General features: G+C 68.5%; 16 protein-coding genes and 1 pseudogene. 11 read left to right on the top strand and 6 right to left on the bottom strand.

Features of this window, described 5'->3' with window-relative positions; all coding sequences use genetic code 11:
* Window positions 1-146 precede the first annotated feature (146 nt).
* Window positions 147-314: a hypothetical protein gene (locus EYZ64_RS00595; protein WP_135451403.1), complete on the bottom strand. Its 168-nt coding sequence runs from the start codon at window positions 312-314 to the stop codon at window positions 147-149.
* Between the two features lie 227 nt (window positions 315-541).
* Here EYZ64_RS00595 and EYZ64_RS00600 point away from each other — a divergent pair, with 227 nt between their 5' ends.
* The 8 genes and pseudogenes from EYZ64_RS00600 to EYZ64_RS32585 form a co-directional block, all read left to right on the top strand.
* Window positions 542-1405 (top strand): SDR family oxidoreductase, encoded by an 864-nt coding sequence (locus tag EYZ64_RS00600; protein ID WP_135451404.1) that lies wholly within the window; start codon window positions 542-544, stop codon window positions 1403-1405.
* Between the two features lie 5 nt (window positions 1406-1410).
* On the top strand, window positions 1411-2388 hold the full coding sequence (locus EYZ64_RS00605; protein ID WP_135451405.1) for an NADPH:quinone oxidoreductase family protein: 978 nt from the start codon (window positions 1411-1413) through the stop codon (window positions 2386-2388).
* A complete protein-coding gene (locus EYZ64_RS00610; protein WP_135451406.1) occupies window positions 2385-3083 on the top strand; it encodes a haloacid dehalogenase type II in 699 nt (232 codons plus the stop codon). The genes EYZ64_RS00605 and EYZ64_RS00610 overlap by 4 nt, the downstream gene beginning before the upstream one ends.
* A gap of 9 nt (window positions 3084-3092) precedes the next feature.
* Complete coding sequence (locus tag EYZ64_RS00615; protein WP_135451407.1) at window positions 3093-3815, top strand: methyltransferase domain-containing protein; 723 nt, start codon at window positions 3093-3095, stop codon at window positions 3813-3815.
* On the top strand, window positions 3812-4300 hold the full coding sequence (locus EYZ64_RS00620; protein WP_135451408.1) for a DUF456 domain-containing protein: 489 nt from the start codon (window positions 3812-3814) through the stop codon (window positions 4298-4300). The genes EYZ64_RS00615 and EYZ64_RS00620 overlap by 4 nt, the downstream gene beginning before the upstream one ends.
* Window positions 4297-4845 (top strand): YceI family protein, encoded by a 549-nt coding sequence (locus EYZ64_RS00625; protein WP_286174533.1) that lies wholly within the window; start codon window positions 4297-4299, stop codon window positions 4843-4845. The genes EYZ64_RS00620 and EYZ64_RS00625 overlap by 4 nt, the downstream gene beginning before the upstream one ends.
* Window positions 4846-4963: 118 nt before the next feature.
* A complete protein-coding gene (locus EYZ64_RS00630; protein ID WP_135451409.1) occupies window positions 4964-5410 on the top strand; it encodes a hypothetical protein in 447 nt (148 codons plus the stop codon).
* Between the two features lie 1988 nt (window positions 5411-7398).
* Window positions 7399-9612, top strand: a pseudogene (locus EYZ64_RS32585) (cation-translocating P-type ATPase); the annotation flags it as partial.
* Window positions 9613-9677: 65 nt separating this feature from the next.
* Here the strand turns inward: EYZ64_RS32585 and EYZ64_RS32590 are convergent.
* Window positions 9678-9983, bottom strand: coding sequence for an Rv1535 domain-containing protein (locus EYZ64_RS32590; RefSeq protein WP_353653699.1), 306 nt, complete (start codon window positions 9981-9983; stop codon window positions 9678-9680).
* Between EYZ64_RS32590 and EYZ64_RS00640 the strand changes: the two genes are divergently transcribed.
* Complete coding sequence (locus EYZ64_RS00640) at window positions 9870-10142, top strand: hypothetical protein (RefSeq protein ID WP_135451411.1); 273 nt, start codon at window positions 9870-9872, stop codon at window positions 10140-10142. The two genes, EYZ64_RS32590 and EYZ64_RS00640, sit on opposite strands and share 114 nt — an antisense overlap.
* Window positions 10143-10147: 5 nt before the next feature.
* Here EYZ64_RS00640 and EYZ64_RS00645 read toward each other — a convergent pair whose 3' ends face one another.
* Window positions 10148-10948, bottom strand: a complete 801-nt coding sequence (locus EYZ64_RS00645) for a tyrosine-protein phosphatase (RefSeq protein ID WP_135451412.1) — start codon at window positions 10946-10948, stop codon at window positions 10148-10150.
* Window positions 10945-12165, bottom strand: coding sequence for an acyl-CoA dehydrogenase family protein (locus EYZ64_RS00650; protein WP_167858058.1), 1221 nt, complete (start codon window positions 12163-12165; stop codon window positions 10945-10947). The genes EYZ64_RS00645 and EYZ64_RS00650 overlap by 4 nt, the downstream gene beginning before the upstream one ends.
* Window positions 12166-12220: 55 nt before the next feature.
* Here EYZ64_RS00650 and EYZ64_RS00655 point away from each other — a divergent pair, with 55 nt between their 5' ends.
* Window positions 12221-12682, top strand: coding sequence for a nuclear transport factor 2 family protein (locus tag EYZ64_RS00655; RefSeq protein ID WP_135451413.1), 462 nt, complete (start codon window positions 12221-12223; stop codon window positions 12680-12682).
* Here the strand turns inward: EYZ64_RS00655 and EYZ64_RS00660 are convergent.
* Window positions 12628-13896 carry an MFS transporter gene (locus EYZ64_RS00660; protein WP_286174534.1) on the bottom strand — a complete coding sequence of 423 codons (1269 nt, stop codon included), beginning with the start codon at window positions 13894-13896 and terminating at the stop codon, window positions 12628-12630. The genes EYZ64_RS00655 and EYZ64_RS00660 overlap by 55 nt on opposite strands.
* 46 nt (window positions 13897-13942) lie before the next feature.
* Window positions 13943-14824, bottom strand: coding sequence for a LysR family transcriptional regulator (locus tag EYZ64_RS00665; protein ID WP_135451414.1), 882 nt, complete (start codon window positions 14822-14824; stop codon window positions 13943-13945).
* A 43-nt stretch (window positions 14825-14867) separates the two neighbouring features.
* Between EYZ64_RS00665 and EYZ64_RS00670 the strand changes: the two genes are divergently transcribed.
* Window positions 14868-15518 carry a response regulator gene (locus EYZ64_RS00670; RefSeq protein WP_135451415.1) on the top strand — a complete coding sequence of 217 codons (651 nt, stop codon included), beginning with the start codon at window positions 14868-14870 and terminating at the stop codon, window positions 15516-15518.

Genomic DNA, 15518 nt, shown 5'->3' on the forward strand with positions numbered 1-15518 from the left:
TTTGGGAACACATTCCGCGTAATTCCAACCGGCGGACCTCGGGGTTTATTCCTGTTAAACCCAGCCGGACCCCGTGACAGTGGTCACTGGACCCACCGGTTCATCGGGACTTGTCCGCGTGCCTCGTCTGCGATCCCGGCGACGCCTCAGTGGCTCTGGTGCACGGTGGTGTCGACCTGCGGCACGGTCACGTGCGGGCCGATCTGATCCAGCCAACCGTGGTGGGACACATCGGCGGAAGCCGGGCCGGCCAGGCCCAGGACGGCGGCGGCCAGACCACTGGCGATGACTGCGGTGAATCCGAACTTCTTCATTTCCTCTGCCTCTTCTCGATTCTCTTTCTTGACTAGTTCAACTAAAGCCGGGCGCGGTTGATTTCCGGATCCGCGACGTTGGCGGCAATTGACCCCTCGATGGCAGAAACATGTCGGCCCGGCCCCGATTGAGTGCTAGCCGACCCGGTTAACCGGCAGTTATCCGCCCGCCGTATACAGGAGGGGAGCTGAGCCGTTTCGCGGCCCGTTACCGAGGAGGAATCCCCATGCCAGGAGTGCAGGACCGTGTTGTCGTCGTCACCGGAGCCGGTGGTGGTCTGGGCCGTGAATACGCCCTGACGCTGGCCCGCGAGGGCGCCAGCGTCGTCGTCAACGACCTGGGCGGCGCCCGCGACGGCACTGGCGCCGGCCACAACATGGCCGACGAGGTTGTCAACGAGATCAAGGCCGCCGGCGGACGCGCCGTCGCTAACTACGACAGCGTCGCCGAGTCCGAGGGCGCCGAGAACATCATCAAGACCGCGATCGACGAGTTCGGCAAGGTCGACGGCGTCGTCTCCAACGCCGGCATCCTGCGTGACGGCACCTTCCACAAGATGACGTTCGAGCAGTGGGACGCGGTGCTCAAGGTGCACCTCTACGGCGGCTACAACGTCATCCGTGCGGCGTGGCCGCACTTCCGGGAGCAGAGCTTCGGCCGTGTCGTCGTCGCCACCTCCACCAGCGGTCTGTTCGGCAACTTCGGTCAGGCCAACTACGGTGCCGCCAAGCTCGGCCTGGTCGGTCTGATCAACACGCTGGCCCAGGAAGGCGCCAAGTACAACATCAAGACCAACGCGGTCGCCCCGATCGCCGCCACCCGCATGACCCAGGACATCCTGCCGCCCGAGGTGTTCGAGAAACTAACCCCCGAGTACGTCGCCCCGGTGGTGGCCTACCTGATGACCGAGGAACTGCCCGACACCGACTCGGTGTTCATCGTCGGCGGTGGCAAGGTGCAGCGCACCGCACTGTTCCAGAACGACGGCATCACCTTCACCGACGTGCCCTCCGTCGATGACATCGCTGCCAAGTGGGGCGAGATCACCGATCTTTCCGCCGCTCAGCAAGCCAGCTTCAAGCTGGGCTAGGACTGGTGAAAGCGCTTGTAGCGCAGGCACTTACCGGTACATCCGGGCTGGCGTACGTCGACGTCGATGATCTGGCCGGTAATCCCGCATATGCGGGCACCGTCATCGTCGACGTCGGCGCCGCCGGCGTCTGCTTCCCCGATCTGCTGTTGCTGCGCGGTGAGTACCAGCTGCGGCTGGAACCGCCGTTCACGCCCGGCATGGAGGTGGCCGGAACGGTGCGCTCGGCACCCGAGGGCTCCGGGTTCACCCCGGGACAGCGGGTTTCGGCGTTCTCGATGATCGGCGGGTACGCCGAGCAGGTCGCGGCGGTACCGGCCAACGTGATCCCCACCGCCGACGGTCTTGATGACGGTGAAGCGGCATCGCTGCTGGGCAACTACTACACGATGCAGTTCGCGCTGGCCCGTCGCGGCGGGCTGGTTCCGGGGGAGACCGTCCTGGTCCTCGGCTCGGCGGGCGGCATCGGTGCCGCATCGATCCAATTGGCCAAAGCCATGGGCGCCAAGGTCATTGCGATGGTGCACCGGTCCGGGGCCGAGGAGTTCGTGTCGTCGCTCGGCGCCGACGTGGTGTTGCCGCTGGCCGATGGCTGGCGCGAGGCCGTGATGGAAGCCACCGACGGCCAGGGCGTCGACCTCGTCGTCGACCCGATCGGCGGCGACGCCTTCGACGACGCGATCCGGGTGCTGGCCCCAGAGGGTCGGCTGCTCGTCATCGGTTTCGCCGCGGGCGGCGGGATCCCGACGGTCAAGGTGAACAGGCTGTTGCTGCGCAACGTCAGCGTGGTCGGTGTCGGCTGGGGAGAGTTCGTGCGCCGCCACCCGGCCGCCCAGGCACAGGTCGGAGCCGAGCTGACCAAGTTGGTGGCCGCCGGGTTGCGTCCGCCGCCACCGGTGCGGTTCCCGTTGTCCGAGGGTGCGGCTGCGCTCGATGCGCTGGCCAACGGTTCGGTACGCGGGAAGCTCGTCCTGGAGCCATGATGCGAGCTCTGGCCTTCGATGTGTTCGGGACCGTCGTGGACTGGCGGTCCAGCATCATCGGTGAGCTGGAAGCCTTCGGCGAAAGCCGTGGGCTGCAACGGGATTGGCCGGCCTTCGCCGATCATTGGCGGGCCGGCTATGCCCCGGCGATGGACCGGGTGCGCCGCGGTGAGCTGCCGTGGACCAGGATCGACGATCTGCATCGCGCGATCCTGGTCGACCTGCTCGGCGCCGCGGGCATCCGGGCCGGGGACGCCGAGATCGACCATCTCAACCGGGCCTGGCACCGCCTGGATCCGTGGCCGGACTCGGTGGTCGGGCTGACCCGGCTCAAGCAGCGCTACCTCATCACGACGTTGTCGAACGGCAACGTCTCACTGCTCACCAACATGGCCAAACATGCCGGGCTGCCATGGGACTGCGTGATCTCGGCCGAGCTGTTCCGGCATTACAAGCCGGACCCGGAGGCCTATCAGGGCTGCGCCCAGCTGCTCGACATCGAGCCCGAGGAGCTGACGCTCGTTGCAGCCCATCCCTCCGACCTGCGGGCCGCCCGCGCGGCCGGGCTCGGGACCGCATACGTGGCCCGGCCCCTGGAGTACGGGCCGGATCGGGCTCCGCACGACGTCACGTCCGATGACTTCGACATCGTCGCGACGGATTTTGTCGACCTCGCCGACCAACTCGGTGCGTAGCGTGGAGGTGTGGACACCGCATCGAGTGGGGCATTGCGCAAGGCGCTGGACCTCCTGATCGATCCGCCGGCCGAGCCGGACGTCAGCAAGGGGTATCTCGATCTGCTGGGGGACGGCAGCGACGCCCCCAAGAATGCGGGATTCATCCAGAAGATGTGGGCGTCACCGGTCGGGTCGATGCTCTACGACGGTGCCCAGGGGATCGGGCGCAAGGTGATGACGGCGTGGCAGGAGCCCACCGAATGGCTCGACATCCCGCCCGGCGGGGTCGCGCTCGATGTCGGCAGCGGTCCGGGGAACGTGACGGCCGCTCTGGCACGGGCGGCCGGCCTGGACGGGTATGCGCTCGGTGTGGACATCTCGGAGCCCATGCTGGCGCGTGCGGTCGCGGCCGAATCCGGCCGGCAGGTCGGTTTCCTGCGCGCCGACGCTCAGAAGCTCCCGTTCCGGGATGGCGTCTTCGATGCGGTGACCTCGATTGCGGTGCTGCAGTTGATCCCCGACGCCGAGGCGGCACTGGCGGAGATGGTGCGGGTGCTGCGCCCCGGCGGGCGCATGGCGATCATGGTGCCCACGGCGACGACCCGGGGGCCCGCGCGGCTGCTGTCGAAGGGCGGTGCCCGCTTCTTCGCCGAAGATGAGCTCGCCGATCGGTTCGAGGGGCTCGGCCTGGAGCGGGTACGTTCCAAGACCATGGGCACCATGCAGTGGGTGCGCGGGCAGAAACCGTGAGCACACTCGGAATTGTTCTTGTCGCACTTGTAATCGCCGTCGGACTCATCGGCATCGTGCTGCCCGTGCTGCCCGGCGGCGGGTTTCTGGTGTTCGCCGCGATCGCGGTGTGGGCCGTCGTCGAACACACCACGGTGTCGTGGGTGACGCTCGGCGTCGCGGCCGTGTTCTTCGTGACGGCCGAGGTGATCAAGTACGCGTGGCCGGTCCGGCGGATGCGGGCCGCCGAGGTGGGGATGTGGAGCCTGGTGGCCGGTGGGGTCCTCGGCCTGATCGGCTTCTTCGTCATCCCGGTGATCGGGTTGGTGATCGGCTTCGTCGCGGGTGTGTACCTGGCGGAGTTGGCCGCACGTCGTGACTACCGCCGGGCCTGGGCGTCAACTGTGCACGCGCTCAAGGGAGTTGCGCTGTCGGTCGGTGTCGAGCTGACCGGAGCCCTCCTGGCGACCATCACGTGGGTGGCGGGTCTGGTGATCGCGTCGTGACGCAGTGGAACCTGGGCCCCGACTCGGGCGAACTGCTGCTGCGCACCGGCGTGACGGGGAGCGCTTCGCGAATGGGCCATCGGTTGACGATCGCGATGCGCTCGTGGCACGCGACCGTGGAATGGGATGGCGAGGAACCGGCGGCGGTGGAGGTGACGGTCGACCTCGATTCCCTGGACGTGCTGAGGGGCGAGGGCGGCATGACTCCGTTGTCTGGTGCCGAGAAGGTGCTGATCCGGTCCAATGCGCTGAAGACGTTGCGCGCGAAGCGATTCCCCCTGGCGATCTTTCGATCCACCGAGATCGTCCACGAAGCCGACACTTATCGGATCGTCGGGACCCTCGAGATCTCCGGTGACAACGCCCACCAGGCTGTCGATGTCCGGGTTGACGCGGACGGCGACTCCTGGCGCATCTCCGGTCAGGCCAACGTGCGGCACAGCGACTTCGGCATCAAGCAGTACTCGATGCTGATGGGCGCGATGAAGGTGGCCGACGAGGTGCGCGTCACGTTTGCTGCCACCGTGGCACGTGGCGCCGCGTAGTCCGGCGGAAGCTGCTGCGTCCCGGTCTGGCAAGTTCCTGTCAGGTTTGCCCAACCCAGGTGTAGAGCGCGGGCTGAGGGGGTAGTTGTTGATTCGGTGAACGTGAGGAGTCCGAATCATGAACATCGTCTCAGGCGCCGTCCAGGTAGTAACCCGCACCGCTGACGCCGCCACCGCGGCTGCTGGAGCAGTAGGCGGCGCAGCCGTCAGTGGAGTGGTCGGGGGAATCAAAGGGGTTGGCGCCGGTATTCGCAGTGGGGTGAGCCAGGGCAGCAGATCGCCTGCCGCGGCCGCACTCACGCTGGCCGCGGTGGGGGCGGCAGGCCTCGTCGAATGGCCGGTGCTGTTGACCGTCGGCGGGGCGACGCTGGTCGTACACGAGCTCAATCGACGCGCAGGGAACGGCCGGGCCGGGGCAGCGCCCCGCGCGGAATCGGCGCCCAAGCGTTCCTCGGCGCCCAAGTCGTCGTCGACGACCAAGCCTTCTTCGGCAACCAGCGCAGCCAAAGCCGCGGGTCGCCGCTCGACGGCTCGACGTCCTGGGGCGGCGACCCGCTCTAAGTGATCACCGCGATCGGCCGGATCATCAACGGCGCAGCCGCCCTGGCTGCGGCACCTTTTGTGCAGCCGGTGCAGACGGTTCTCGCGGCGGCAGTGGAATTGGTCGGTGGTGCCCCCGCCCGCCGGTGTTGGCGCGGCACCGACCGGTGCTGGATCGAGGTGCGCGGGCTGCAGACCGAGGGCGGCCGGCGGATCGGGGCCGTGGTGTTGCGCGAACTCCGCGCCCGGCCCGAGGTGCGCTCGGCACAACTGAACTATCCGCTGTCGCGCGTGGTCGTCGAGCTCGACGACATCGACCCGGACGGGATCGACCTGCCCCGGCTGTGTGGCATCGTGGCCGACGCTGAATCCGCGGTGGGGACCCCAACGTCAGGACCGCGGCCCAACGACCTGCCGGGCGACGGAATTCTGCTGGTCCTCAAAGGCGTCGCCGCGGCGGCGAGCGGTATCGGCATCGGTGCCGCGGTATTGGGCCGCACGCTGATGCTGCCGAGGTTGCCGGACGGCGTGATGGCGGCTATCAGCGCCGTCGACTACCAGCCGAAGGTGCGGGCGGTGATCGAAGCCCGACTCGGCCAGCAGGGCGCCGACACTGTCCTGAGCATCGGTGCCGCCACCGTGTATGCGCTCACCCAGGCTCCCGCGGCGGTCACCGTGGAATTCCTCCGGCACCTCTCCCAGCTCGCCGAGGCGGTCGCCGCTGCCGACGCCTGGCAGGCAGTCGAGCCGCGGCTGGCGGCGCACGCCGACTGTCGCACGGTGGTACCCGTGAGGCCACGTCCGTGCCCGCTGCCCGACGGGGTGGTGGAGCGGTATGCCGAACGTTGCGGTCGGGCGCAGGCGGCAGCCGCTGCCGCGGTGGGCGTACTGACGCGAGATCTCGGCGCCGCCGCCACCGCTACCGTCGTGACCGCGCCCAAGGCGGCGCGCAATTCTCGTGAGGCTTTCGCCAGCACGCTCGGTCGTGGCCTGGCCGACCGTGGAGACTTGGTTCCGTTGCGGTCCAATGCATTACGCACCCTCGACCGAGTCGACGCCGTGGTGGTCGACCCCCGGGTGCTGACCACCGAAGAGCTGCGGGTGGGGCAATTCCGCGATGTCGCCCAATCCGATCGTGCCGCGGTGTGGCAGTGGGCCCAGGACCAGCTGCAGGCGGGTCAGCTCTCCGCCGGCTGGCACCCGGTGGCACCGGCCTTCGCCGGAGCCGTGCGGAACGGCAGGTCACGGGGGCGGGTGCTGGTGTGCCACAGTCACGACCCGCGCGCCCACGGTGTGCTGGCCGAGGTCCGTCTCGCAGGCGCGCAGGCGGTATCCCTGGATCTCGACGAACTCGGTGACCTGCGTTCGTCGTTCGACGATCTGCACCAGGCCGACACCGACATCGATTCGGCTCTGGCGCGTGCGGTCGACACCCTGCAGCGCGACGGTCGCACCGTGGCCGTGCTGTCGGTGGACGCGGCCCGCGCGCTGTGTGCCGCGGATTTCTCGGTCGGGTTGCTGAGCCGGCACTCCGGCACCCCGTGGCAGGCCGACGTCCTGGCCGCCGATCTCTCCGGGGTGTGGCGTCTGCTGCATGCCATGCCCGCCGCGCGTCGGGCCAGCGAGCGTGGTGTCGAACTCGCTACCGGAGGGACGCTGCTCGGTGCGCTCCTGATGGTGCCCGGCGTTCGCGGCCGGGGTCCCGGACCGGTGACCGTGGGTGCCGCGGCAGGCCTGGTCAATGGATTCTGGCTGGCACGCAGAATCATGCTGGCTGCCGAACCCAAGGCGGAATCCGTCGAAGACTGGCACGCGATGACACCCGGGCAGGTGCTCGGTCGAGTCGCCGAAGATGCTGGCTCACTGGGCGATTCGCGCGGGGGTGAGTCTCAAGAGGCGCGAGGGCACCGGAGTGCCGTACCTCGGCAGCTGGTCGAACTCGTCACGGCCCTGCGCGCGGAGCTCTCCGATCCTCTGACCCCGGTGCTTGCCATCGGCTCGGCCGCCAGCGCCATGCTCGGTTCACCGGTCGACGCGATTCTGGTCGGGTCGGTGCTGACCGGCAACGCCATGCTGGCGGCCACCCAGCAAGTGCGGGCCGAGCGGCTGCTGAGCCGGCTGTTGGCGGTTCAGGATCCGCCCGCTCGCCGAGTTGTCGGTGACCGTGATCGCGACGGCTACGAGAGTGTGGCGGCAACGCTGCTGCGGCGCGGAGACGTCATCGAGGTGCGTCCAGGGGAAGTGGTGCCGGCCGACGCCCGGATCCTCGAGGCGATCGATGCCGAGGTCGATGAAGCCTCGCTCACCGGCGAATCGCTGCCGGTGCCCAAAGAGGTCGAGGCCACTCCCGGCGCCGTCCTCGCCGAGCGTTACTGCATGCTTTATGCGACGACGACATTGGTGGCCGGAACCGTGGTCGCCGTGGTGACCGAGGTGGGCGATGCCACCCAGGCTCGGCGTGCTGCCGATATCGGGCACGGCGCCGGTCCGTCGGTCGGCCTGCAGACGCAGCTCCGCGAGCTCACCAACCGGGCCCTGCCCTTCAGCATTGCCGGTGGCGCACTGGTCAGCGGGCTGGGCCTGCTGCGCATGCAGCCGCTGCGAAATGCGGTGGCCAGCGGTGTGGCGGTCGCGGTGGCTGCTGTGCCCGAGGGTCTGCCGTTGGTGGCGACCTTGGCTCAGCAGGCATCGGCGCGACGGCTGACTCGCGCCGGGGCGTTGGTCCGCAGTCCGCGGTCCGTGGAGGCGCTCGGCCGGGTGGACGTGGTGTGTTTCGACAAGACCGGCACGCTCAGTGAGAACCGTCTTCGGGTTTCCCAAGTACGGACGGTGGGTGGCGCGGCTTCTGAACAGCACGTGCTCGATTGCGCCGCTGCGGCCACCCCGCCGAAGAACGGCGACCGCTACGAACACGCGACCGACGCGGCCGTGGCCGAGGCGGCTACTCGTCTGGCGCCCAACGGGATCGGCACATATCTGGCGTTCCGCTCGGGCCGAAAATTCTCGGCCGTGCTGCTCGGAGGCGAGCTGGCTGTCAAAGGCGCACCCGAGGTAGTGCTGGCCGCCTGCGGTGAACTGGACCCCGCCGTCGGGCGCGCGGTCGACGAGATGGCGCGAAGAGGACTCAGGGTGCTCGCGGTGGCCCAACGCACGCTGACCCCGTCGCAGGCCGAACGGGGCCGAGCCGATGCCGACCAGCTGGCTGCGCTGTGTGCCCGGCGTTTGCGGTTCGTCGGCTTGGTGGGATTGTCCGACACGCCCCGGGCTGAAGCGGCCCAGGTGTTGGCATCGTTACGGGAGAGCAAGATCGGCGTGCGACTGATCACCGGGGATCACCCGGTCACGGCGAACGCGATCGCCGCGGAATTGGGCCTTTCGGTCACCGCGGATCAGGTCATCAGCGGTGAGGAATGGGTGGCGATGCCACGGCGCAGCCAGGAACGCGCCGTGCGGGAACGCCGGGTCTTTGCCCGGATGTCGCCGGAGCACAAGGTGCAGATCGTGCAGACGCTGGAACGCACCGGCCAGGTTTGTGCCATGGTCGGCGACGGGGCCAACGACGCCGCAGCCATCCGGGCCGCCACCGTGGGTATCGGGGTGGCCGGGCGCGGCAGCGACCCGGCCAATAGTTCGGCCGACGTGCTGCTTCTCGACGGGCAGATCGGTTCCCTGATCGATGCGCTGGATGAGGGCCGCCTGCTGTGGCGCCGGGTTCAGGCTGCGGTGGCGGTACTGCTCGGCGGCAATGCGGGCGAAGTGGTGTTCTCGATCATCGGCAGCGCCCTCACCGGCCGGTCGCCGCTCAACACCCGGCAACTGCTGCTGGTGAACATGATGACCGATGCGCTGCCGGCCGCCGCGCTGGCGGTCAGTTCCACCACCCGATCGACGCCGGGCGCCGGCCACGGGCCCGACCGGACCGAGTTGTGGCGAACGGTAGCGATACGGGGTGCGGCGACGGCGGGCGCGGCCACCGGGGCCTGGTTGTCGGCGGGCTTCCCGCTGGCACCCCGGCGCGCCTCCACGGTCGGGCTCGTGGCACTGGTGTCCACCCAGCTGGCCCAGACCCTGATCGACTCGCACAGCCCCCTGGTGATCGCCACCGCGGCCGGCTCCCTGGTGTCACTGGGGGCGGCGATCAGCACACCCGGGGTCAGCGAGTTGTTGGGCTGCACCCCGCTGGACCCACTCGGATGGGCGCAGGCGCTCACCGCGGCGGGGGTGGCCACCGGCATCGCCGCGGTCGCGCCCCGGCTGGTGTCGAGGTTCACCCCGCTGTGGCAGGAGCCGCCTCAGTCGTCGATGTCGAGCACCCCGCAGCGCCACAGCACCGCATACAGCTCGCGCAATGGAACGGCCAAGACCCGGGAAACGGCGTCGGTCAACGGATCGGCGGGCGCACCGGAACCTGATGTACTCACGCCTCTCACGCTGCGAAGTCGACAAGTCGAGATGTCGAAGTCGACGTGACCGAAAGGTGACCAATGACAGAAAATTCGAAATCGGCAAAAGGACACCGTGCCGCGGTGCGCACCGTGCGCGATGCCCACGGATTCACGATGACGTTGCCGGTGGTGGGCCGGGTCAAGGTGCCTCACCCTGAGCAATTGGCCTACTACGGCGCGCTGGGGATACTGGCGGCGGTCGAGATCATCGACTGGCCGGTCGCGGTGCTGCTCGGCGCCGGGCACATGCTGATGCACAACGAGCACAACCGAATCGCCGAGCAGCTGGGCGAAGCGCTCGAGGAGGTGTGACCGGCCTAACCGAGAAGGTTTGACCGCAGCGCGGCGACCTCCTGCGCCGATACCGCGGCCGCCTCGAGGAAACCTCCCACCGAGCCGTACGCCTCGTCGAGCTTGCGCCATGCCGCATCGAGGTACTCCTCGCGCACACCGAGCACCTCGTCAGTCAACCGTGCCTCGGCAAAGGTGATCACCTCGGGCGTGCCCTCGGACTTGGCGCGCACATTCTCCAGGATCCGTTCCCGCAGCGGCGCAATCGCGTCGTTGCTGCGCAGGAAGTCCGCGATCACCAGGTCGTGGTCGACACCGGCGGCGTGCAGCACCGTGGCGACCGTGAATCCGGTCCGGTCCTTTCCCGCGAAGCAGTGCGCGATCACCGGACGTTCCTGGCTCAACAGGGAGATCACCTGGCGCACAGCGAGATGCGCGCCGGGCAGGGTGGGAAACTCCTCGTACACCTCGGTCATGTAGCGCTTGGCCGATTCGCTGACGTCCTCGTCGCCGGGTGACTCGGACATCACCCGCTGGAACGTCGACTCGTGCGGCGCATCCTGATTCGACGAATCGTCGGGGTGGAACGGCAGCAGGTGGATCGACACGCCGTCGGGCACCTGGCCCGGTCCGTGCCGTTGCACCTCCCGGCCCGAACGCAGATCGGCCACGTCGGTGATGCCGATCCGGCGGAACTCCTCGCGGCCGACGTCGGACAGCCGACTCAACTCACTGGAGCGGTACAGCAGTCCGGGCCGGATTCCGGTGACCTCGGCGACGTCCCGAAAATTCCACGCCCCCGACAGTTCTCCGAGTTGGGCGGTCACTGCGCAGTCACCGCCGCTGCTGCCAGAGGTGACTTCTCCCGGCCCAGTTCGGCTCGGGCGATGGTCCGCATGTGGACCTCGTCGGGGCCGTCGAACAGTCGCATGGCGCGATGCCACGAGTACAGCCGGGCCAGCGGGAAGTCGTCGCTGACCCCGGCCGCGCCGTGTACCTGAATGGCGCGGTCGATGACGTTGCAGGCGATCTGCGGGGCCACCGACTTGATCTGGGAGACCAGCACGTGGGCAGCCTTGTTGCCTTCCTGGTCGATCATCCAGGCGGCCTTCTCGCACAGCAGCCGGGCCTGGTCGATCTCGTTGCGGGACATGGCAATCGACTCGCGCACCACGCCCTGTTCGGCCAACGGCTTGCCGAACGCGACGCGCTTCTGCACGCGGTCGACCATCAATGCCAGGGCCCGTTCGGCGGCACCGAGTGCGCGCATGCAGTGATGGATCCGGCCCGGGCCCAGCCGGGCCTGGGCGATCGCGAAACCGCTGCCCTCTTCATGGAGCAGGTTCTCGGCCGGCACCCGCACGTTGTCGAACACGATCTCGCAGTGCCCGTGCTGGTCCTGCCAGCCGAACACCGGCAGCGAGCGCTGGATGTCCACCCCGGGGGTGTCGACGGGCACCAGGATCATCGACTGCTGGGCATGCGACGCGGCGTCGGGGTTGGTGCGGCCCATCACGATCAGGATCTTGCAGCGCGGATCGGCCGCGCCGGTGATCCACCACTTGCGGCCGTTGATCACGTAGTCGGCCCCGTCGCGCAGCATCGTGGTCTCGATGTTGCGGGCATCCGAGGACGCCACCGCGGGTTCGGTCATCGCGAACGCGCTGCGGATCTCACCGGCCAGCAGCGGCTCCAGCCACTGCTTGCGCTGGGCGTCGTCGGCGAACAGGTGCAGGGTCTCCATGTTCCCGGTGTCGGGTGCCGCACAGTTGAGCGCCTCGGGGGCGATCTCCAGGCTCCACCCGGACAGTTCGGCCAGCGGCGCATACTCCAGGTTGGTCAGGCCGGATTCCGAGGGCAGGAACAGATTCCACAGGCCTGCGGCCTTGGCCTTGACCTTGAGCTCCTCGACCACCGGCGGCACCGTGTGATCTTTCGGGCCCTTCTCCTCGCGATAGGCGTGGTACGAGGCTTCGGCGGGGAGAACGTGCTCCACCATGAAGTCGGTCAACCGGGAGTGGTAATCAGCCGCTTTGGCCGACATCGCGAAGTCCATGCCAGCCACGATAGCCACATGGTTAGACAGGTAGAAAGGTGGCATGACCGAGACCCGCCCGCCGTTCCCGCCCTTCACTCTGGAAACAGCCCTCCAGAAGGTTCAGGCCGCCGAGGACGCCTGGAACACCCGCGACCCGCAGCGGGTCAGCCTGGCCTATACACCGGACTCGCAGTGGCGCAATCGCGACCTGCACATCGTCGGACGTGAACAGATCGTGGAGTTCCTGACCGCCAAATGGGAGCGCGAGCTGGATTACGTGCTGCGCAAGAGCCTGTGGGGATTCCGGGAGAACCGGATGGCGGTGCGGTTCCAGTACGAATGGCATGACGCGCAGGGCCAGTGGTACCGCAGTTACGGAAATGAACTGTGGCAGTTCACCCCGGAAGGCCTGATGGCCCGCCGCGAGGCCAGCATCAACGACGTCCTCATCGAGGAGTCGCAGCGGCGTTACTTCGGTTTGCGCCCTGAGTCGGAGTACGGCCGGGACATCGAGCTCTGGTAGTTGCGCGGCTCGCCGGGGTGGTGGCCGCCGAGCGTGCAGGCCAACACCCCGGCCAGCACTGCCAGACCCATTACAGTGCCGGCCACGGCCGGCCACCCCGCGGCGTCGAACGCCAGCCCGCCGACCCAGCCGATCAAGCTGGAGCCGGCGTAGTAGAAGAGGTTGTACAGCGAGGACGCCTGCGCCTTGCCGTCACCGGCGGCCGCGCCGACCCAGCCCGAGGCGATCGCATGCGCGCCGAAGAACCCGGCGGTGGCGATCACCAGCCCGATCAGCACCACGATCACGTTCCCGGCCAGGGTGATCGCGACGCCGGCGATCATCGTGGCGATCGAGCCGATCAGCACGGTCTTGCGGCCGAACCGGGTGGCCTCGGCGCCGGCCCGGGCCGAGGCCCAGGTCCCCGAGAGGTAAGCCAGGAACACCAGGCTGACCACGGTCTGCGGCAGGTGAAACGGTGCGGCCATCAGCCGGAACCCGAGGAAGTTGTACATCGCCACGAACCCGCCCATCAGCAGGAAACCCTGGCTGTAGAGCACCAGTTGACGAGGTGAACGCAGGTTCTCGGCCAGTCGCCGGGCCAGGTTGTGGCTGCGGGTCGGGGTGAAGCCACGCGCGGGCGGGGCGAGTTTGACGAATGCGAACGCCGACAGACCGCACAGCACCGCGACTACCAGTACGCCGACGCGCCATCCGGCGAACTCGGCGATGGGTCCGGTGACCAGGCGGCCGGCCAGTCCGCCGATCGTGGTGCCCGCGACGTAGGTGCCTGCCGCACGGGCGGCATGTCCGGCGTCGATCTCCTCGGTGAGATAGGCGATGGCCACCGCGGGCACCCCGCCCAGCATCAGCCCTTCGAGAAGCCGGCCGGACAGCAGGAGCGGCGCACTCGGGGCCAAGGGCACGATGAGTCCGAGAACCGTTGCCGCAGTGATGGATATCGTCATCGCCTGGACCCGGCCGATCCGGTCGGCCAGGGCGGACCACGGGATCACACCCAGCGCCAGGCCGACCGTGGCGGCTGAGATGGTCAACGCGGCGTGTGCGGCGCCGGTGCCCATGTCACGGGCGATCAGCGGGAGGACGGCCTGGGGCGAGTACAACTGCGCGAAGGTGGCGACCCCGGCGCAGAACAATGCGGCCAGCAGGCGCCGGTATTCGCTCGAGCCACGTGAATGCCCCTGCCAGTCAACGGAGGTCAGGGAAGTGGACACTCAGTCGACGGTAGGGTGCCGGCAAAGATGTGTCCAATGCATGATGCTAGTCAATGTCATGCGCATCATGCATGACGAATTCGGCCAACCGGGCCGCGGCGGGCGGCAGTTCGCGGTCCGCGTTCCAGGTCAGGCCGATCTGGCGTTTGGCCGAACTCTCCGACAGCGGTATGTACGCGGCGCCCGGTTCGGCCCGTTCGGGCCGCGGCACCGGCACGACGGCCACCCCGAATCCCGCCGCCACCAGCCCTTCCAGGGTCGGGATCTCCATGGCCTCGAACACCACGGGCGGCGAGATCCCGGCCTCGGCCCACAGCTCATCGGTGAGCTGGCGCAACCCGAAGTCCGGCGCCAGCGCCACGAAGGGTTCGGCACCGGCGTCGGCCAGCCGGATCCGGGACCGCCGGGCGAGACGATGCTGACGTGGCACGGCCAGGCACAACCGCTCCATGTACAGCCCCCGCCAGCGCAAACCCTCCGGGCGAGGTGAGGTGATCGCCAGGTCGGCCTCGCCATTGGCCAGGCGTTCGACGATCTGGTGGGCCGCACCCTGGAACAGCTCGAACCGCACCAACGGAGCCTCGGCGCGGAACCGTCGCAGCAGATCAGGCACGAACCAGCCGGCCTGCGAATGCAGGAACGCCAGCCGTACCATTCCGGTATCGGGATCGCGCAACTCCGCGATTCGCTCAGTGGCCGAACGGATTTCGCCGATGCTGCGACGCGCGTGCTCCAACAGGATGCGACCGTAGGCATTGAGCCGAAGCCGTCGGTTGACCCGATCGAACAGCGGCACCCCCACCTGCTCCTCGATCCGGGCCAGCGCGCGTGACAGGGTGGGCTGGCTGATGCCGAGTTCGGCTGCGGCGTCGGTGACATGCTCGGTCTCGGCGAGCACCACGAACCACTGCAGCTCGTCCAGATGCATACCGCCGACTCTAAACGCGCTGATCACCGACCCGCGCTGTGCCATGCTGTGGCGCATGGCCGAAAAGGTGCGGGTGGTGGTGGGCGATGACCACCCGATGTTCCGCGAAGGCGTGGTGCGCGCCTTGATCTCCAGCGGCGAGATCGACGTGGTGGCCGAGGCCGACAACGGCGCCGACGCACTGGAATTGATCAGGACCCATCAGCCACAGGTGGCCCTGCTGGACTACCGGATGCCGCAGCTCGACGGGGCCCAGGTGGCCGCCGCGGTGAGCCGCGACGAGCTGCCCACCCGGGTGTTGCTGGTCTCCGCACACGATGAGTCGGCCATCGTCTACACCGCGCTGCAGCAGGGGGCGGCCGGGTTCCTGTCCAAGGAATCCACCCGCAGTGAGCTGGTGAATGCCGTGTTGTCGTGTGCCAAGGGCCGTGACGTGCTCGACCCGAACCTGGCGGCCGGGCTGGCCGGCGAGATCCGTCGTCGCAACGAACCCGATGTCCCGGTGCTCAGCCCGCGGGAACGCGAGGTGCTCGACCTGATTGCCAAGGGCCGTTCCATCCCGGCGATGGCCAAGGAGCTGTTCCTGGCCCCGTCGACAGTGAAGACCCACGTGCAACGTCTGTACGAGAAGCTCGGTGTGAGTGACCGGGGCGCGGCAGTCGCGGAGGCGATGCGCCGCCGGCTGCTGGACTGA

The sequence above is a fragment of the Mycobacterium sp. DL99 genome (assembly GCF_004762045.1).
Classification (GTDB): domain Bacteria; phylum Actinomycetota; class Actinomycetes; order Mycobacteriales; family Mycobacteriaceae; genus Mycobacterium.